The sequence below is a fragment of the Cryobacterium fucosi genome (assembly GCF_004403515.1).
GTDB classification, from domain to species: Bacteria; Actinomycetota; Actinomycetes; order Actinomycetales; family Microbacteriaceae; genus Cryobacterium; species Cryobacterium fucosi.
Genome location: NZ_SOHH01000053.1, coordinates 18,385 through 37,579, shown reverse-complemented (window position 1 = coordinate 37,579; position 19,195 = coordinate 18,385). Strand labels below are relative to the sequence as shown.

Here is a 19,195-nt window from a genome sequence, read left to right as displayed (position 1 = left end):
TGGCCACTCGAGTGGGCGGGCGCGTGAGCGCGCGGGTGTTCGGCGTCGTCACCGGGGCGACCGGGATGCTGCCGCCCCGTCTTCGATACGGGTATGTCCACCGAATCACACGAGTCCTCCTGCGCAAGCCGCTACCGGCCTTGCGCGCACTCGATGCCGACCCGGGATCGGCGTCGGCGGTGCAGATCACGCGGGACGGACAGCTCACCTGCGTCCTGGCGGTGAGCGCACTGGACATCGGCGGTATCGGTTCAGTCGTGGAGTTGCTCGCCACCTGGCTGCCCGCGCGGGGGGTCACGCCGGCGGTTGTGTGCTTCGGCGACGGGGCGCGCGCACAACGCATCCGCGACCTGGGCATCGACGTGCGCTCCGTCCCCGACCGCGCGTCGGCTCGGCGCGCGTTCGCCGAGCTCCGCCCGGATGTCATCCAGCTCCACGGCGCGCCGGCCTTCATCGAAGCCGCCGCCCAGGAGAGCGGGGCGCCGCTCGTGCCCGTGTTGCACAACACTGAGATCCACTACTCCCGTGCCCGTTGGCGCAGGCTCTCGCAGGTGCTCAGCCAGTCGCCCTCTGCGGTCGCCGTCAGCGAACTTGTGCGCACATTCCATGCGGCTCACCTGCCGGACGTTCTCCGCGCACGGATCGCGGTGATCCCCAACGCCGCACCGGGACGGCGTGCGCCCGACACGCAGCAGCGTCGTGTCGCGCGAGACCTCCTCGAGCGAGCCGTCGGCGCCCGCTTTCACGATGACGTCGTCTTCGTGTGCCTTGCGCGGTACGACGCACAGAAGAACATCGCCGGAACGGTGGCATCGTTTCTGACCAGCGTGGCCACGGGTGTGCCGGCGCAGCTTGTGATCGCGGGCGAACCATCCGACTGGGTCGAGTTTCGGCGATCCGACGCGATCCGACGCCGCAGTTTCGGCGCCGATCGGGTACACCTGCTCGACAGCTCGGACGCCAGGTCGCTACTCGCCGCCGCCGACGCCTTCGTGCTGAACTCGTTCTTCGAGGGGTGGCCTGTTGCCGCGACGGAGGCGTTGGCCGCGGGGCTGCCGCTCATCCTGAGCGATGTCGGCGGGGCCCGTGAGCTTGTCGCGCGCGATCCTGCTCGTTCGGTTCTCATTGCCAACGCGTCCGGCGACGCGAGCGGGGTGACCGACGCCGGCGTTGAACGCGCACGGTGGAGAGCGATCAGCCAGCGGAACTCGTCCGAACTCGGGGACGCCATCCGGTGCATCGTGGACACGGTACATCGCGAACGCGATGAGCCACTCGCACCGCAGGACGCATCCGACGGCGTTGCTGCCATGATCGATGCGCACGCCGGCGTGCTGCGGCACGCGGCACGCAGCAGTTCCGCCGGTTCGACCCGGCCAGGCCTGCTCTCGGGGGAAGACATCGGAGGGGTGGTCACGATATGAGCCGAAGAGCAGATCTGTTGGGGAAGACGCGTCGAGCCCTGGCCGTTGGCTCGTCCGGGATCGGGCAGCGCATCGCGCAGCATGCCTACCGCAGCACGGGCGCGGCAGACCTCCTGTTCAACCTCGACCTGGAGGACCTCCTCGTCGAAGTCCCTGCCGAGCTCCCCGTGCCCTCAATGCGTCCCGAGCGCGGCCGACCGCTCCGCATCGGCTGGGTGACCACACCGCCGGCGGCTGGATCCGGCGGCCACACCACGCTCTTCCGGATCGTCGAGGCGCTCGAAGCAGCGGGACACGGTTGCGTGCTGTTCCTGTACGACAAGCACGGTCTCGACGTCGCGCGCCTGACATCGGTCATCCGGGAGAACTGGCCGGGGATGGCCGCGGAGATCCGGGATGCGCGTGCCGGGATTGCGGATATCGATGCGGTCGTCGCGACATCGTGGGAGTCCGCTCATGTCATCGTCAAGTACGCGCACTCGCCGATGCGTCGGCTCTACTTCATTCAAGACTATGAACCGTTCTTCTACGGGCAGGGTGCCGAGCACGAGTTCGCCGCGATGACCTACCGACTTCCGTTCCGGCGCATCGCGCTGGGCGAGATGCTCGACGGGATGATCCGCGAGCAGACCGGGCTCGCCAGTGATGTCGTACCGTTCGGCTGCGACTCGGCCGTCTATCACTTGCCCGCCGTGGGGACAGTGCGCAGCGGAATCGTGTTCTATTGCCGGCCGGAGACCCCGCGCCGCGGCTACCAGCTCGCCTGCCTCACGCTCATGGTGTTCCACCGGAGGCACCCCGATCAGGAGATCCACGTTTACGGGGCGCCGCCGCGTGGACTCAGTATCCCCATCACCTTCCACGGTCGCCTGTCGACATCCGCGCTGAACGAGCTGTACGGGCGGACGATCGCCGGGCTCGCGATGTCCTTCACCAACATCACGCTCGTCGCCGAGGAGATGCTCGCCGCGGGTAACATCCCGGTCGTCAACGACAACCCGCTCGCCGGCCTTGTGCTGCCCAATCCCCACGTCCGCTGGGCGGAGCCGAGCGCTGCTGCTCTCGCAGACGCGCTCAGCACCGCCGTGACCGCCGACGACCTCGCCGGGCGCGCCGCGGCTGCCGCCGCATCCGTCGTCGGACGGTCGTGGACGCCGACCCAGGATGCCGTCGTCCGCATCATCATCGAGGAGGTGACCGGCGCATGAACACAGGAATCAACGCTCAGCCGCCGCACGTGCTGATCATCGTGCAGAACCTCCCGGTTCCGCTGGACCGGCGGGTGTGGCTGGAGTGCCAGGCTCTGATCGCGCGGGGCTACCGCGTGAGCGTGATCTGCCCCACGGGGCCGGGCGACCCCAGGCGTCAGCAGATCGACGGGGTGGACATCTACAAATACCCGCCCGCCCGAGAGGCGAAAGGCGCCCTCGGGTTCGTCTGGGAGTTCGCCTACAGCTGGGCGCGCACCGCGTGGCTGTCACTGCGGGTCCGTCGCACCAGGCCGTTCGACATTATTCAGGCGTGCAATCCGCCTGACACCTACTGGCTGCTGGCGCTGTTGTGGCGTCCCTTCGGAGTTACGTTCGTGTTCGACCACCACGACCTGAACCCCGAGCTGTTCATCTCCCGGTTCGGTGAACCCCGCGGCGGTTTGAACGGCCTTGAGTACCGCGGCCTGCTCTGGCTCGAACGCGCCACATTCCGCACCGCGCACCGGGTCATATCGACGAACGAGTCCTACAAAGCGATCGCCGTCCGGCGCGGACGACGCCGCCCCGACGAGGTGACGGTGGTGCGCAGCGGACCGGACACCCGTCGAATGCGCCCGATCTACCCTGATCGAGCGCGTCCCGCCGAGCAGATCAACCTGGTTTACCTCGGGATCATGGGCCCCCAGGACGGGGTCGACCAGGTGCTGCTCGTCGTCGACGAACTCGTGCATCGCCGCGGGCGTGCCAACGTGACCGCCACACTCCTCGGCTTCGGCGACTGCCTGGAGGCGCTCAGGGCGCAATCGGCCGCGCTGGGACTGGACAACCACGTGACCTTCACCGGACGGGTGGACAAGGTGGCCATCGCAGAGCACCTCAGCCGAGCCGACATCGGCCTGTGCCCGGACCTGAAGACACCACTGAACGACCTGTCGACAATGAACAAAACCATGGAATACATGGCGTACGGGCTGCCCGCGGTGTCCTTCGACCTGGTCGAGACCCGCGTCTCAGGAGGAGACACCCTGCTCTACGTCCCGTCCGGCGACATCACCGCGTTCGCCGATGCCGTCGAGACGCTGATCGACGACCCGCCGCTGCGCGCGGAGCTCGGCAGGAGGGCCCGCACACGAGTGGCGACGCTGATGGACTGGCGCCCGCAGGCCGAGGCGTATGTGTCGGTGTTCGACGAGCTGTCCGGGCTCTCGCGGCCCGCGGCGCCTGTTCCCGCCATCGATGACGAAACGTGCGCCGACACCGACCCGGAAGGCCGGCGCTATGTCGACCTCGATGATGCCGAGGAATTCGGCCGCTATCTCCTCGAACGCAGCGCGCGAGCCGAGCGGAGCGCACGCTGATGCCGGCGAGGACGAACCTCCATCACCTGCTCAGCCAGGCGGCCGCCGCAACCCCGGATGCCCCGGCGTTGAGCTACCGCAATACCACCGTCAGCTACGCCGACGCCTGGCGGATGTCCCGCGCCTGTGCGGCGCAACTGCTCGCCGTGGGGCTGCACCGTGGCGACCGTGTGGCGATCTATCTCGAGAAGCGCCTCGAAACCGTCGCGTCGATTTTCGCCGTCTCCGTAGCCGGGGGCGTCTTCGTCCCGATCAACCATGTGCTCAAGGCGGCACAGGTTCGCCACATCCTCGGCGACAGCGGCGCGGTAGTGCTGATCACCTCGGCGGACAGGCTCACCCAGCTCCGTTCGGTCCTGCCGGACAGCCTGGTCGCGCAAGTGATCGTCGTCGGCGAGGCGGTGCAGGATCCCGCCGCGGCCTGGCAGGTGCGCAGCTGGGCCGACGGACAGGCGGCGGCGGGAGAACCGGGCCGGTCGCCGGCGATTGACATCGATCCGGCTGCGATCCTCTACACCTCCGGCAGCACGGGCAAACCCAAAGGCGTCGTGTTGAGCCACCGCAACCTGATCGTCGGCGCCGAGAGCGTGAGCACCTACCTGGCGAACACCGGCGGCGACGTCATCCTCAGCGTGCTGCCGCTCAGCTTCGACGCCGGCCTGAGCCAGGTGACGACGGCGTTCTCGGTCGGCGCCCACTGCGTCCTGATGAACTATCTCCTGCCACGTGAGGTGGCGAAACTGTGCGAGCAGTATGGCGTCACGGGCCTCACCTGCGTGCCTCCGCTCTGGCTGCAACTGGCTGAGGTGAGATGGCCGGAAGCGGCGGCCCGCCGCCTCCGGTACTGGGCGAACACGGGGGGCAGGATGCCGCGTCCGACCCTGGATCGCCTCCGGGGGATCTTCACGGAGGCCGATCCCTACCTCATGTACGGCCTCACGGAGGCGTTCCGCTCGACCTATCTCGATCCGTCGGAAATCGACCGACGTCCTGACTCGATCGGCAAGGCCATCCCCAACGCCGAGATCCTCGTGCTCCGTCCGGACGGTTCGCCGTGCGCGCCCGGCGAGGAAGGCGAGCTCGTGCACCGCGGCGCTCTCGTCGCGCTCGGCTACTGGAATGACCCGATCCGCACCGCCGAACGCTATCGCCTCGTGCATCACCCCGAGCAACCGTGGCGCGCCCCAGAGAAAGCCGTCTGGTCGGGGGACACGGTGGTGGCCGACCAGGAGGGGTTCCTGTATTTCGTGGGCAGAACAGACGACATGATCAAGACCTCGGGCTACCGGGTGAGCCCGAGCGAGATCGAGGAGGCCGCCTACAGCACCGGCCTCGTGCGCGAGACCGTCGCCCTCGGCGAGGAGGACCCGGCGCTCGGCCAGCGAATCGTGCTGGTGGTCACGCCGACGGCTCCTGAACTCGACGTCGACGCGCTTGCCGCCGCACTCAGGCAGATCCTGCCGCTCTACATGGTCCCGTCCCGCATCGACGTTCGCGACGAGCTGCCCCGGTCACCCAACGGCAAGTACGATCGCACCCTCCTCGTGTCGGAGGTGTCCGGATGAATCCGCACGAGCACGTGGCCGGTTTCGGCACCGTGGACGGCGAACTCCGGGTCGGCGGGATGCCGCTCAGCAGGCTCGCCGCACGCGTCGGGTCGACGCCGTTCTTCGCCTACGACCGGGCGCTGCTCGACCAGCGGGTCGACCGGCTGCGCTCTGTGCTCCCCGCAGGGGTGGAGCTCAGCTTCGCGATGAAGGCCAATCCCATGCCCGCCATCGTGCAACATCTGGCACGCAGGCTCGACCGGATCGACATCGCATCGGGGTTGGAACTGCACACCGCACTCGACACCACGATCAGCGCTGACAAGGTCAGCTTCGCCGGGCCGGGCAAGACTCCGGCCGAGATCCGGCGGGCGGTCGCAGCAGGCATCCTGGTCGAGATCGAGTCCACCACCGAATTCCGCCGCGTGCTCGCCGCCGGCGACGAACTCGGGCTCACGCCGAACGTCGCCGTGCGAGTGAACCCCGACTTCGCCGTGAAGGGGTCGGGGATGCGGATGGGCGGCGGACCCCAGCAGTTCGGCATCGATGCGGAGCAGGTTCCCGCGGTTCTGCGCGAATACGCAACGGCGGGAGCGAACGTGCTCGGCTTTCACGTGTTCGCCGGCTCGCAGAACCTGAACGCGGCGATCATCGCCGAGGCGCAGCGGCGCACAGTCGACCTGGTGAGCGGCCTCGCGGAGCACCTGCCCTCACCGCTGCGCTACATCAATCTGGGTGGCGGGTTCGGCATCCCGTATGTCGAGAAGGACCAGGCGCTCGACCTGGCGGCGGTCGCTGCGAATCTCCATGAGCTGGTCGACGGGCCGATCGCGGAGCGGATGCCAGAGGCAAGCCCGGTCATCGAGCTCGGTCGATACCTCGTCGGGGAGTGCGGGATATACGTCACCCGGGTACTCGACCGCAAGGTGTCGCGCGGCAAGACCTTCCTCGTCGTCGACGGGGGCATGCATCACCAGCTCGCCGCCTCGGGGAACTTCGGCCAGGCCATCCGCCGCAACTATCCCGTCGCCGTCGGAAACCGCGCCGAGCTCGCCTCCGTAGAGGTCGTCACCGTCGTGGGATGCCTGTGCACCCCGCTCGACCTGCTCGCGAATGATGTCGAGCTGCCCCGGGCGGACATCGACGACCTCATCGTGATCTTCCAGGCGGGGGCGTACGGCCTGACCGCCAGCCCAACCGCTTTCCTCGGACATCCCGCACCGGCGGAAGTCCTTGTCTGAACAGTCCTCGTCCCAACCAGGAGCAACCATGACCGACACATTGAACGCCCTTCGCGCCGTGCTGATCGAAACCCTTGAGCTGCGCCAACGCCCGGACGATCTGCAGGAGGACACCGCGTTGTTCGGCGCGCTGCCGGAACTGGACTCGTTCGGCGTGGTGAGTCTCGTGGCATCCATCGAAGATCGCTTCGACATCACCGTGGACGATGACGAGTTCGGCGCCGAGATCTTCGAGACGGTGGGCACCCTTGCCGGGTTCGTCGATGCGAAACTCGCCGCAGCCTAGCCGGAAGGGGCCGCACGGCGCCCTTCCGGGTTTCATCGCGGTAGACCGCGACGATTCGATGCTCGATGGGATGCTCGGGCCTCACGAGGAAGTCACGACCAGGGTGAGCGGTCCGGCGAAACTGTCCTCGTGGGGCCTGGGCGCGCTGAACCCGTCTACTCAGACCCTCGCGCTGTCCCGCGTCATGAGGACCGAACGCGGAGAGGTGTCGCCCGCAGAGATCGCCGAAGACATGCGCCACAATCCGGCGCGTCTGACACGACTGCTCCCGCCCTTCGCCGCCGTACGCGGCGATGAGCAGGGGGTGACCATGGTCGCCGACTCGATGGGATTCCGACAGCTCTATCACAGCGCCCCGGATGCCGCCGGCGCGCCGGTGCTCTCCACGTCGGCGCTGTTCGCGGGGTGGATCCGCGGTGCCGAACTGGACCACACTGCGGTCGCCGTCCAGTCTCTGCTCGGGTGGCAGCTCGGCCAGCGCACGGTGTTCAGAGGTGTGGAGAAACTCGCTCCCGGCGCGATCGCCCGACTCGACGCGGATGGCGTGCGAGTGAGCGCGACGGAACGGGCGGGCGAGGCCGGGATCCCGCTGGAGGAGGCCGTGTCCGCGGCAGCCGAGATGCTGCGTGGTTCGTTGGAGGCGCTCCTGGACGACCACCCCGAGGCGGTCCTGCAACTCACCGGCGGGCAGGATTCCCGCCTTCTCCTCAGCGCCATCCCGGTCGCCCGACGTCGCGGGCTCCGCGCGATGACGCTGGGTGTGCCCGGCAGCGGGGACGTCACCGTTGCCAGGCAGCTCGCCGAGCGCTACGGAATGCGCCACGACGTGCGCGGCCTCGCCGCTCTCGACGGCCTGAGCGCCGTGGACGGGTGGGACCTCGTCAGGGCGGCCGCTATGCGCCTGGATGGGATGTCAGATCCGATCGCCCTCGCCGCCCTCACCGTCGCGGAGGGCAGCTTCGATCAGGGTGTGCGGATCTCGGGACTCGGCGGAGAGATTGCCCGTGGCTTCTACTACACCGGCGGCGTGCGCGAGCGGACATTCACGCGGAAGGACTCACATCAGCTCGCGGCGTGGCGGATGTTCGTGAACGAAGCCGTCGAGCCGGGCCTGCTCGACCCGGAGTTCTCTGCGTGGGCTCGCGCGACGGCCGATGACGAGGTGGCCTCTGCCCTGTCGGCAGCCGGTGACGAATGGTTCCGGGCCACGGACGAGCTCTACCTGCGGCACCGCATGCAGCGATGGGCGGGGGTCACCGACACGGCGGTCGGCGCCCAGCGGATGGTCATCAACCCGATGCTTTGCCAGCAGTTTCTCAGCATTGCCTCGAGGCTGTCTCCGAAGGACAAAGCGCACTCCCTGTTCCTCGCCAGATTGCAGATGGCACTCGACCCCGAGCTGGGCAGAATTCCTCTGGAGGGACGCGCGGCACCGATCGCCACGGCCTACCCGAATCCGTGGCGATCGGCAGCCGGCGCCCTGGCCACGGGCCGTCGCCTGACTCGAAAGGTCGGCCAACGCATTCGGCACGGAAACCGACCTCCAGCTGGGGGTTTCCAGCTCGCAGAAAAGGTCGTGGGACACTGGCGCGCGCATCCGGAACTCCTGTCGGCGACGGAGCTGACGACCTTCATCCGACCGGACTGGATCGGTGACATGCTGGGTGGGCGGATCGCACCGCGACCCAGTTCGGTCGCCTTTCTGACGAACCTCATCGTGGCGAGTCTGGGCCCATGCAACGAAACGACCGCACCGTAGTGCGGTGATGAGGCCCTCGCGCTCGGCTTGACTCGTTAGAAATCCTCAGTTCTAATTGGGGCAGACATGCTCTCCCCACGGGGGGCGCCCCTCCCCGATGGGGGTAAACTTGTGCCGCTCGACGACCATCGAGTAGGCGACAACTCGAATTTCAGACGAGTCAGGACGCGTATTGAACTCCCCCCAGGCACTTCATAGTGCAACCAGTTCCACATCCAAATCCAGGATCGCCCTCCGTGTCGGCAGTGTCGCGGCCGCGTTCGCGATTGTGCTCGCCATGATCGTGTCGACCGGGCCGTGGGCCACGAGCCCGGCGGCTGCGGCCGGCAGTACGATGATGGGCAGCTCGGCCCCGACTCGCCTGGTGCCCCACTCGGACGTCAACGGGGTCGAGGTCGGCACGCGGTTCAGCGTTCGTGCGGACGGCACCGCCACCGGGATGCGCTTCTGGAAGATTTCCACGGCACCGGGGACCCACAACGGAACCCTCTGGACGGCGCAAGGAAAGAAGCTTGCCGGCGCCACCTTCACGAGCGAGACGGAGTCGGGTTGGCAGACCGCTGATTTCGACCGGAAGGTTGCGTTGACGTCTGGCGAGACCTATGTCGTCTCGTACTACGCAGCGGAGGGGCGGTATGCGGCCACGTATGACTTCACCGGGAAATCGCAGTCACCCGACCTGAGAATCGCGGCTGGATCCGGCGTCTACAAGTATGGGTCGACGACGCAGTTCCCGACCGATTCCTACCGCAACAGTTCGTACTGGGTTGATCTGGTCTTCTCACCAGGCGTCGCTCCCGCGCCGACACCGACACCGACGCCCACTCCGACACCGACGCCCACTCCGACGCCCACTCCGACACCGACGCCCACTCCGACACCGACGCCGCCGCCGGCCACCGGATTCGGGTCGGCGGCGACGACCGGTGTGCCGGCCGGGACTGTTCTCTCGGACTATGCGGGGCCTTGCCGGATCACAGCCGCGGGGACCGTCATCGATGCCAAGCGGGTGAGCTGCACACTGCAGATCGACGCGCCGGGTGTGGTGATCACTCGTTCTGTCATCAATGGGACCGTTGGAACCAGTGACTCAGGCACCGGGTCTTTCGCGATCAGCGACAGTGAGGTCGTCATCGGAGCCCAGATGGGGACCGGAATCGGTGATGCCCGGTTCACGGCCACCCGGGTTGAGGTGACCGGCGGGAATCGATCCGTGAATTGTTACCTTGACTGCGCGCTCGTCGATTCCTATGTTCACGGCCAATTCCGTGACGCCACGGGCGTTGCGCACGAATCCGGAGTTCGAATGGGATCAGGCTCTGTGATCCGCGGCAACACCATCGCGTGTGACGCGCCCGATGTGGCCCCGGATGCCGGGTGCTCGGCAGCATTGACCGGTTACGGTGACTTCGCCGTCGTGAAGAACAACACGATCGACCGGAACCTGTTCATCGGTGGATCGGGCGGCTATTGCAGCTATGGCGGTTCGACGCCGGACAAGCCGTTCTCCGGCGGAACCAGGGACATCCGGTTCACGAACAATGTCTGGCAGCGCGGGGACTCCGGCAAGTGCGGCTTCTACGGGCCGATCACTTCGTTCGACTCCAGCGCACCGGGCAATGTGTGGACCAATAACAGCTACGACGACGGAACTCTCGTCCAAGCGGCCAACTGAGAGCGGGCGTGTGGCCGATCAGCCGATCGGTCACCCGCCCCTTTTTTTTGGAGCGTCAGTGCCCTACCACTCGAGCAGAGTCAGCTCGCTGTAGAGGTAGTCGACTGCCTCCGCTCGCACATTCCTGCTGCGGAGCATCTTCGCCCGAGGTGCGGTGAGGTCGAAACCGAGGGTGGGGACGAACCCGAGCACCCGACGTTCGGCCAGCGTCGCCAGTGCCGCGTGTCGAAACAGGAGGTGGGAGCCGACCTGCGGCCACGCCGATCGGAGCAGCTCGCGGCTTCCTCCGACGTACAGCGGTGTTGAGAAGAACGGAAGCCGCTTCCGGCGGTCCTTGCGGACAATGAGATAGGCATACTCTTCCTGCGCGATCGCGACGATGTGGCGAGCCGCGGGGGCGTCCCGGTGGTCACGGTACACGCGTGCATCCTGTCCGGTCAGGGCGCCCGCGACAATGATCGGATCGTCCGTTACCGTGAGACCGCGTCGCGGGAAACGAGGCAGGTTCGGCGCCAACCGGGTGGCGGTATCGAGCACGGCGAAGCCGAGCCTCTCATTCAGCGCCACAACGTTTCCGCTCGGCGAAAAGTCGGTGAATTCGAATCCCCGCTGTGCGAGGATCGCTCGCATCAGGCGAAGGCTGTGGGCGCGGTAGTCCTCGAGCACACAGAACGCCGCGAGGTTGCAAAACCTTCGCCGTTCGCCGTCGACGTCGCGTTCGGAGTAGACCGCGACATAGGCTCCCACGATCCTGTCATCCACGATGAGTTGGAATCCGTGATTGGGCGGCTCGGCACCCCACGGGGGAGCAAGGATGGCGCCCCACGCCGCAGGACTGACCCTCGAGTTCAGGTGATCGTGGAGGAATTCGGAGACGGCATCGGCGTCGCGGACCATGATCGGTCGAACGTCGATCTTCTCGCGGTCCATGTGCCGCATAGTACGGCACAACCGGCGTTTTCACGGGTATCATGCTCGACAAAGGTACTCGCGGTCTGGTCTTGATGTCCCGCCGAAAGGAATCCCATGCCGAGCATCGTGATTGCCGCGCACAACGAGGAGAACGTCATCGGGCGAAACCTCGACGCGCTGCTCGACCAGCAGACGTCAGATCCCATCGAGGTCGTCGTCAGTGCCAATGGCTGCACCGACCGCACGGTGTTCATTGCGACGCGTCCGGGCATCATCGTGATCGATCGCCCGGAACGGGGCAAGGCCGCTGCTGTCAACGCGGGCGACCGTGTGGCGACTGGCTTCCCCAGAATCTACCTGGACGCCGACATCCTCGTGCCTCCCGGAGGCATCGCCGCGCTGATCGAACGCTTCGCCGAGTCCCCGCACGCGCTCGCCGTGGTGCCTCGCCGCCGCCTCGACACGGCGGGACGACCCTGGCCCGTTCGAGCGTACTTCTCGATCAACGAAAGGTTGCCGGCGTTCCGGAACGGTCTGTTCGGACGTGGGATGATCGCACTGTCTGAGCAGGGACGCGCACGATTCGACGCATTCCCGGCCATGATCGCCGACGACTTGTTTCTCGACTCTCAGTTCAGCGAGGCCGAGAAAGCCGAGGTGAGCAGTGTCGAGGTCGTCGTGGCCGCTCCGTTCACCACCCGGGACCTGGTTCGTCGACTGGTTCGCGTGCGTCGGGGCAATGCCGAGATGCGGACGGCAGCCGCGGAGGGGCGGATCAATGGGCGCGTTCGATCCGCCGACCGCTGGGGCTGGTTGCGCGACGTCGTGCTGTCCGACCCCCGATTGCTGCCCGCTGCCGTCCCCTACGTGTCGATCACGCTCATCGCCGGTTTCCTCGCGGGGCGCCCGGTGAGGGTGGGCGAGGGCTGGGGCCGCGATGAGAGCACCCGTGGGACGCAACCGTCGACGACGAACGGGGCAGCGGCATGATCATCAACCTGTGCTTCCATGGCATCGGATCCATAGCCCACGAGCGAGAGCCTGGAGAATCCCGGTACTGGGTGGCCACGGAGCGTTTCCTCCGGATCCTGGATGAGGTGCGCGAGCGTCCCGACGTGCGGCTCAGTTTCGACGATGGCAATCGGTCGGATGTCGAGGTGGCGTTCCCGGCGGTGCGAGAGCGCGCGCTGCGCGCCTCGTTCTTCGCGCTCGCCGGCCGCCTGGATGACCCGGCGAGTCTCTCACCGTCCGATCTCCGAGAACTCCGCAACGCCGGCATGACGATTGGGAGCCACGGCTGGACGCACACCCCATGGCGCGGGCTCGGCGCCGACGACGCCCGCCGAGAGCTGATCGATGCCCGCACGGCCCTCGCCGAGGCCAGCGGCGGAGTGATCCAGAACGCCGCCCTCCCGCTCGGGCGGTACGACCGTCAACTGCTCGGACGGCTCAAACGGAGCGGGTACCAAACGGTGTACACCAGCGACCGGTTCCCCACCCGCTCCGCAACCTGGCTTCAGGCGCGGTACAGCATCACCTCAGACGACACCGTGGAATCGATCCGCTCGGTCATCACGCATCGTGCGGGCGTGCGGGATGTCCGAAACCTGTTGGCGAGCGCGGTCAAGCGGATCCGCTGAGCGCCGCTACTCGGGCAGGAACGCGGTGCTCGCGCCCAGCTGCGGGGGACGGATCGAGGGCCGCAGCAACGCACGCACCGTCGACCAGGACTTCCGGTCTCCGAGGACCGCGCGCCGAAGTTCGACGACGATCGTCATGCCGAAGTAGAGCCACGCGCGCCGGTCGCCAGCGCGACGGCGATACAGGCGAACCCGGTTGAGCATCTGCATCGTATGCGTTGTCGCGCTCTCACCCGAGCCCCCGCCGACATGCATCGCACCGGCTCGGGGCGTATAGACCGTGGTCCAACCGGCGTCCCGAGCCCTGAGGCTGAAATCGGTCTCCTCCGAATACAGAAAAAATGACTCGTCGAGGCCGCCGAGCGCATCGAAACACCGTCGGTCGACGAGCAGGATCGCGCCCACGGCCCAGTCGACCTCGTGCTCGCCTTCGTACTCGCCCGGGATCTCGATCCGCTCGGTGAACACCGGCAGGCCAGTGAAGCTCAACCCGCCGACCCGGCCGAGCGTCGGTCCCCGCCGCAGCGTGGGGGAGAGGCTGCCATCTTTCTCGCGCACGCGCGGCGCGACGATACCGGCGTCGTGCCGTCGTCGGAACACTTCAAGCATTCGTGGCACCGCGTCAGGGTCGAGTGTGGCATCGGGGTTGAGGATGAGAATGGTCGACGCCTCGGGGGAGGCGAGCACCGCACGATTGATTCCGGCCGCGTAGCCGTCATTCGACGCACGCACGACATCGCAGTCGGACCGACGATGGAGCAGCTCCGGCGTCCCGTCAGCCGAATCGTTGTCGACCACGACAACGGAATAGGTGAGGTCGCCGAACGCGTCGGGCAGGCTGTCGAGGAGGGCGGCCACGTGGCGTGCGCTGTTGTAGGTGACGACGACCGCTGCAACGTCACGGGGCATCGGCTCCACGGCACGGGGCAGCTCGTCCGGCTCCGGGCCGCCATCCGGGGTGCTCGAGTCATACGTCATGATCGAGCCGTGTTCTCGCGACCCGATGGTGGCGGCGCCGCCGGATCCATCTCCAGGACGACGGTGCGGACGTTCCCGCACAGCCCCGCCACGAGGAACAGCATGCCGCCCGCGATCGGGAACGAGAGCGCATCAAAGAACACGAACAGCACGGCGATATTGAACAGGGATGCGCCGAGTGCGTGCCCCAGCAGCCGGACGTCGAACTCAGTGGAGTGTCGCGCCTGCCGGGCGCTCCAGATTCCCGAGATGAAGAACGCGGCGAAGGCCACAATGCCCAGGATGCCCAACTCGATCGCGATCAGCACCCATTGGTTGTCGAAAATGTAGTACCGAGGCAGGAACATGCCGAATCCGGAACCGATCAGCGGAGAGGTGGACATGAACTCGGGAATCCGTTCCAGCCCCTTCGTTCGGGACTCAGTACTCGGATCGTCTGCCGCACCCGAAAACAGGTTGACGGTCGTCGACAGCAAGCCAGGGAGCGCCGCGAAGACAAACACGGCGACAACGGCGCCGCCGCCGATCGCCGCGGCGCGGTACCGAGCGGGAATCGCAGGAATCATCGAGATCACCGCCACCGCGAATCCGATGATCGCCGAACGGGAGACGGCCACCAACGACGAGAACGAGATGAGACCCACGGGCAGCCACCACCAGAGTCCGCCTTGAGCGTGGCGCGATCGGAATCCACGCGAGATCGCGGCGGCGATGACGAGCGGAAGGGCGGCGTTGATCGCGGTCGCGTATTCGAGCGGATGGATGGCCGTTCCGGAGGAACGGATCACGCCCGCACGCTCCTGAATTCCTCCGGCCATGCTCAGCCCCGGAATCGTCCCAAAGAAATCGACGATCCCCTGTCCGGTGAAGAACTGCAGGAGGCCGAGCGTCGCGAGCAACCCGGCGCCGATTCCGATCCGACGAACCATGGTCGCGAGATCGTTCATCCTGTGGATGCCATCGACCGCGACGAGCAGCACTCCCGCCCAGGACAGCAGTCGCATCAGTGCGGTGAACGCGGGACTCACCTGATCGGTCGGCTGGCCGCGCAGCATGGCGGCCGCGAAGCTCACGAGCACAATCACGACGAATGCCACGAATGCGAACCTCACCGGTTGTGACACCGCCCGTGCGTCGAATGCTTGCGCCTGCAGCCGGTGAACCGTCCACCAGCACAACAGCACGAGTCCCCAGATCAGGGAGGGGCTACCGAGCGAGCCGAGCGCGCTGACGACGACCCCCGAGGGTATCGCCAGGAGCAACACCACGTACACCGTGAGCATCGTCACCGCATCGGCCCCTCGTCGGGCGCCGGCGCCAGGACGCTCTACGCCAGCAAAGGGGCCCTGTGACGAGCTCTCGGCGATCATCCCGGCTCACCGCGCACGTTGGACGGCAGGCACAACCGGAGCTCGCTCCTCGTCGTAGGGCGACTCGTCGAACGGCGTGGACGGCTCGGGTGACGTCGCAGGCGAGCCGGTTGCGCCCGACGAGCGGGGAGACTCCGGCAGCGGATCGGTGACCTCTCCTCTGCTGCTCGCCCTCGTGCGCCGCCGCCGTTTCACGCTGAATCCGTCGACGAGGCCGGCGACAAGCAGCGTGAGCACGACGCCGACGATTCCGGCACCGGCGGATCCGATCAGTCGACTCCGCTGCTGAAGGACACTCTGCGTGTCCACCGTGATCGGCAGAACAGTCACGCGGTTGTTCACCGGTATGTTCTCCGTCCTCTGGAGATCCTTGAGCACTGTCGCCGTGCGGTCGACGAGCAGTCCGAGCACCTGCTCCGCGGCGGGGTCGCTGGGCGCCGTCACGACGATGAGGATGACAGGGCCCGCGGTCGTCGTGTCGCGGGAGATCTCGATCTTCACGCCGGGGTGGTCCGTGACCACTTCGTTGAGGACGTTCTCCGAGCCGATCGCACGCACGAGCACGTCGGCGGCCGGCGCCAGGCCGCCAAGGAACAGGTATGGATTCGCACCATCCGGCATGCTGGCGGCACCGGGGATCAGCAGTTGCGTCGCGGTACGCTCGTATCCCGGGGGAATCACGTTCCACACACCTGCCGCGGCCGCCGCGGCGACGATGATCCCCGGGAGAACGATGTACCACCGTCTCCAGAGTTTGCGAAGCGTTTCGGTGAACTTCACGATGTGGCTCCTGCCTGCACTGGACCGGACACGCGCGATGACCTCGCGGTGGCCGCCGCTCGCCGCTTCGTCAGCAGACGATCGGCGGTGACGGAACCCCACGCGCCCACTGTCACGGCGGCGGCGAGCATCGCGGCGCCGGCGGCAAGTTGACTGGTTCGAGAGGCGGTAATGTGCTCGATCTGCCTGGTGAGGGGCACCACTGTCGCCGTGATCCGGTCTTGTGACGACCTCGCCAATGTGACCTGTTGGGAGCTGGCGATGCTCAAGACCTTGTCGACCAGCTCGTTCTGCCTCGCCTCGACCCAGTCGAATGAACGCCCGACGACGCGGATTTCGACGTCCGACCGGGTGAAGGTCGACACCCACTGATTGCCCGAGTTCGCCAACGCGACGAGTACCCCTTCGCGAACCCCAGCGCCGTAGTACGGGGCTTCATCGGTCGAATACCGTTCAGGGGGTCGGCCGTTGTTGATCGCCTGCACCACGGCCCCCGCGAATGCGATGACGCTCAAGTCGTTTGATCCATTGGGCGACAGGCTCGTCGTGTCGGGACGCATGAACGACACCACCGTCGTGGTGGTGTACACACCTCCATCACGTGCCAGAACCACCGTGACGAGCGTGGCGCACGCGACGAGCGTGAGCGGAATGACCCAGCGCCGGAGCATTGCGGACAGAATTTCGCGAAAGGTCATCGGCGACCGCCGGATCCGACATGGCCGAGCGCCATACCGCCCGGCGCACCGTGGATCCGGGGAGTGGCGAGCGGCGCCAAGCGCTCCGGAGGGCAGGTGAGGAACCTGGGCCGGTAGCAGGGCAGACCGAGCGAGGACGAAGTCACGATAGTTCCCTGCAGTTCGGGGTACAGGTGCAATGCGGGAGCGCTGTGCGGCGGTGATTGATTTCGGTTCTGATTGCCGACGATATCCCCATTCGGTGCCGACCGCTGTAGCCCTTTAGGGGGGTGCAGAGTGGCTCCGCCATCCGGGTGGTCGTGCAGTCTCGGGTGGCATGATGGCTCTTCAGGGGCGACACCCGAATCGCCGCCGCTCAACCCGGGAGGGGGATCCATGGCACGAGCGTCCGTCATCGTGATCGGCGGGGGGATCCTCGGGCTGGCGGTCGCGGAACGGCTGTCTCGAAACGGGACGATTGTGACGTTGCTCGAGAAGGAATCAGGCTGGGCGGCTCACCAGACCGGCCACAACTCCGGCGTCGTCCATGCCGGGCCGTACTACGCGGCGGGATCGCTCAAGGCGCGCCTGTGTACGGCGGGCAACCGGTCGATGGCCGATTTCGCGCTCGAGAACGGGATCCCGTACCAACGGTGCGGGAAGCTGATCGTCGCCGTCGCCCCGGAGGAAGTCCCACGCCTGGACGCCCTGCAGGAGAGGGCAACGGCCAACGCAGTGGTCACGAGGGTGCTGTCGGCCGAGGAGACACTCGACTTCGAACCGCATCTCAGGGCTGTCAAGGCGCTCAGGGTCGAGGCCACCGGCATCATCGACTACGGAGGCGTGAGCCGTGTTCTTGCCCGGAAGGCAGCGGAGAACGGGGCTCGGCTCCTGCTCGGTGCGCGCGTGGAGAGCATCCGGGTCGATGGGAGCGGTGTGACTGTCGGCCATGCAGGCGGCAGCGTGAGGGGCGGGCTGCTCATCAATTGCGCGGGCCTTCATGCGGACCGCGTCGCGGCCCTCGCCGGAATCACCCCGGAGGTACGCATCGTTCCCTTCCGCGGCGAGTACTACGAACTCATTCCGGAAAAACGTGCCCTGGTCAGAGGTCTCATCTATCCGGTCCCCGACCCGGCGCTGCCCTTCCTCGGAGTGCACCTCACGCGGATGATCGACGGCTCTGTCCATGCCGGGCCGAACGCCGTTCTCGCCCTCGCGCGGGAGGGGTACGACTGGCGGACGGTCAACCTGCGCGATGCGATCGAATCACTCACCTATCCGGGGTTTCTCCGGATGGCGAGGCGCAATATCGGGACGGGGGTCGGTGAGGTGGCCCGCTCATTCTCGCAGCGCCTGTTCGCCCGGAGCCTCGCCCGGATGGTTCCCGAGATCGGGCGCGGCGATATCGTGCGGGCGGGAGCGGGGGTGAGAGCTCAGGCCGTCCGCCCCAACGGGGCCCTGGCCGACGACTTCGTCATCCAGCGAGCGCTCAGGCAGGTCCACGTGCTCAACGCGCCGTCGCCCGCGGCGACCAGTTCACTCGAGATCGCCCGCCACATCGCCACGATCGTCGACGACGCGGAATACTGAACTGGATCCGGCTCGACTTGCGGCTCCTGGTCAGGTCGATTGATCAGGTCGATGCCGAGAAGGCGCCGAAGACCACGTAGCGGGATCCCCCGTCAATCGCTGTCACGCTGATCGTGACGGTGTTGTTCCCGCGGTTGAACGTGAGCGCCGTGGACCCGTCGAGGGCCGGTGCCGGTGTGTCGTACAGGCCGAGTTTTGCCAGGGCGGTGCGGTAGAAATCCATCACCTCGACGACGGTGAGAGTCGTCTGTGCCGCCAGGGTGGCCTGCAGGTGGGAGCCTTCGGCCGCAACCGAGCTCGTCCCGACCGACGAATGCGGTGCCTCGGGGATGACGCGAGTCGGGAACCCGGCCACAATCGACCCGACTGCGCTCGCGGTGTCAGGCAGGGGCAACGTCACCAGGGCCGCGAGAGGCTTGGAATCCGGCAGGGTGCCGGGCCCGGCGTCCGGTGCGACCGGATCGGCTTCGCGCGGTTCGACCGGATCGGCTTCGCCCGGTTCGACGGTCTTCTTCGGCGACGGAACAGCCGTCGAAGGCGGTCCCTGCTTCGGTGCCGGCACGGCTCCCGGCGGGGTCGTCGCCGGGGATCTCGGACTGGATGCGGACGGTGGCAGGCCGTCCTCGACCGATCTCGACACAGCCGCGGGGCTGATCTGTGTGCTGGATTGCTGGAGGACAAGCGCCCCGACCGCCGCGAGGATGACGGCGGTGATGGTGATGCCGGTGACGAGTTTGCGGCGCATGG

Annotated in this window: 17 protein-coding genes; 11 read left to right on the top strand and 6 right to left on the bottom strand. The window is 67.1% G+C overall.

Annotation, left to right across the window (positions count from 1 at the left end):
- Positions 1-23: 23 nt before the first annotated feature.
- The 8 genes from E3T48_RS05765 (at position 24) to E3T48_RS05730 (ending at position 10,501) form a co-directional block, all read left to right on the top strand.
- Positions 24-1,424, top strand: a complete 1,401-nt coding sequence (locus E3T48_RS05765) for a glycosyltransferase family 4 protein (protein WP_166789651.1) — start codon at positions 24-26, stop codon at positions 1,422-1,424.
- Positions 1,421-2,632: a rhamnosyltransferase WsaF family glycosyltransferase gene (locus tag E3T48_RS05760; protein ID WP_134522871.1), complete on the top strand. Its 1,212-nt coding sequence runs from the start codon at positions 1,421-1,423 to the stop codon at positions 2,630-2,632. Before E3T48_RS05765 ends, E3T48_RS05760 begins: the two co-directional genes overlap by 4 nt.
- Positions 2,629-3,993 (top strand): glycosyltransferase family 4 protein, encoded by a 1,365-nt coding sequence (locus tag E3T48_RS05755; protein WP_134522870.1) that lies wholly within the window; start codon positions 2,629-2,631, stop codon positions 3,991-3,993. The genes E3T48_RS05760 and E3T48_RS05755 overlap by 4 nt, the downstream gene beginning before the upstream one ends.
- The gene (locus tag E3T48_RS05750; protein ID WP_134522869.1) at positions 3,993-5,558 is read left to right on the top strand and encodes an acyl-CoA ligase (AMP-forming), exosortase A system-associated; all 1,566 of its coding nucleotides are present in this window, start codon (positions 3,993-3,995) and stop codon (positions 5,556-5,558) included. Before E3T48_RS05755 ends, E3T48_RS05750 begins: the two co-directional genes overlap by 1 nt.
- Positions 5,555-6,781, top strand: a complete 1,227-nt coding sequence (locus tag E3T48_RS05745) for a pyridoxal-dependent decarboxylase, exosortase A system-associated (protein WP_134522868.1) — start codon at positions 5,555-5,557, stop codon at positions 6,779-6,781. The genes E3T48_RS05750 and E3T48_RS05745 overlap by 4 nt, the downstream gene beginning before the upstream one ends.
- Before the next feature lie 28 nt (positions 6,782-6,809).
- Positions 6,810-7,067: an acyl carrier protein gene (locus E3T48_RS05740; RefSeq protein ID WP_134522867.1), complete on the top strand. Its 258-nt coding sequence runs from the start codon at positions 6,810-6,812 to the stop codon at positions 7,065-7,067.
- Between the two features lie 70 nt (positions 7,068-7,137).
- On the top strand, positions 7,138-8,826 hold the full coding sequence (locus tag E3T48_RS05735) for an asparagine synthetase B family protein (RefSeq protein WP_134522866.1): 1,689 nt from the start codon (positions 7,138-7,140) through the stop codon (positions 8,824-8,826).
- Positions 8,827-9,103: 277 nt separating this feature from the next.
- Positions 9,104-10,501, top strand: a complete 1,398-nt coding sequence (locus tag E3T48_RS05730; protein WP_134522865.1) for a DUF4082 domain-containing protein — start codon at positions 9,104-9,106, stop codon at positions 10,499-10,501.
- 63 nt (positions 10,502-10,564) lie between these two features.
- On the opposite strand, the gene E3T48_RS05725 is transcribed toward E3T48_RS05730, so the two are convergent.
- Positions 10,565-11,431 (bottom strand): GNAT family N-acetyltransferase, encoded by an 867-nt coding sequence (locus E3T48_RS05725; protein WP_198417626.1) that lies wholly within the window; start codon positions 11,429-11,431, stop codon positions 10,565-10,567.
- 96 nt (positions 11,432-11,527) lie between these two features.
- On the opposite strand from E3T48_RS05725, the gene E3T48_RS05720 reads away from it, so the two are divergent.
- Both E3T48_RS05720 and E3T48_RS05715 read left to right on the top strand, forming a co-directional pair.
- Positions 11,528-12,403 (top strand): glycosyltransferase family 2 protein, encoded by an 876-nt coding sequence (locus tag E3T48_RS05720; protein WP_134522864.1) that lies wholly within the window; start codon positions 11,528-11,530, stop codon positions 12,401-12,403.
- Positions 12,400-13,053 carry a polysaccharide deacetylase family protein gene (locus E3T48_RS05715; RefSeq protein WP_134522863.1) on the top strand — a complete coding sequence of 218 codons (654 nt, stop codon included), beginning with the start codon at positions 12,400-12,402 and terminating at the stop codon, positions 13,051-13,053. The genes E3T48_RS05720 and E3T48_RS05715 overlap by 4 nt, the downstream gene beginning before the upstream one ends.
- A 6-nt stretch (positions 13,054-13,059) precedes the next feature.
- Here the strand turns inward: E3T48_RS05715 and E3T48_RS05710 are convergent, their stop codons facing one another.
- The 4 genes from E3T48_RS05710 to E3T48_RS05695 form a co-directional block, all read right to left on the bottom strand.
- On the bottom strand, positions 13,060-13,962 hold the full coding sequence (locus tag E3T48_RS05710) for a glycosyltransferase family 2 protein (protein WP_241986678.1): 903 nt from the start codon (positions 13,960-13,962) through the stop codon (positions 13,060-13,062).
- 65 nt (positions 13,963-14,027) lie between these two features.
- Complete coding sequence (locus E3T48_RS05705; protein WP_134522861.1) at positions 14,028-15,401, bottom strand: O-antigen ligase family protein; 1,374 nt, start codon at positions 15,399-15,401, stop codon at positions 14,028-14,030.
- Positions 15,402-15,407: 6 nt separating this feature from the next.
- On the bottom strand, positions 15,408-16,181 hold the full coding sequence (locus tag E3T48_RS05700; protein ID WP_134522860.1) for a hypothetical protein: 774 nt from the start codon (positions 16,179-16,181) through the stop codon (positions 15,408-15,410).
- A complete protein-coding gene (locus E3T48_RS05695) occupies positions 16,178-16,879 on the bottom strand; it encodes a hypothetical protein (RefSeq protein WP_134522859.1) in 702 nt (233 codons plus the stop codon). Before E3T48_RS05695 ends, E3T48_RS05700 begins: the two co-directional genes overlap by 4 nt.
- Positions 16,880-17,254: 375 nt before the next feature.
- Between E3T48_RS05695 and lhgO the strand changes: the two genes are divergently transcribed.
- On the top strand, positions 17,255-18,448 hold the full coding sequence (lhgO, locus tag E3T48_RS05690) for an L-2-hydroxyglutarate oxidase (protein WP_134522858.1): 1,194 nt from the start codon (positions 17,255-17,257) through the stop codon (positions 18,446-18,448).
- A gap of 43 nt (positions 18,449-18,491) precedes the next feature.
- Here lhgO and E3T48_RS05685 read toward each other — a convergent pair whose 3' ends face one another.
- Positions 18,492-19,193, bottom strand: a complete 702-nt coding sequence (locus E3T48_RS05685; protein WP_134522857.1) for a hypothetical protein — start codon at positions 19,191-19,193, stop codon at positions 18,492-18,494.
- Positions 19,194-19,195: the final 2 nt, after the last annotated feature.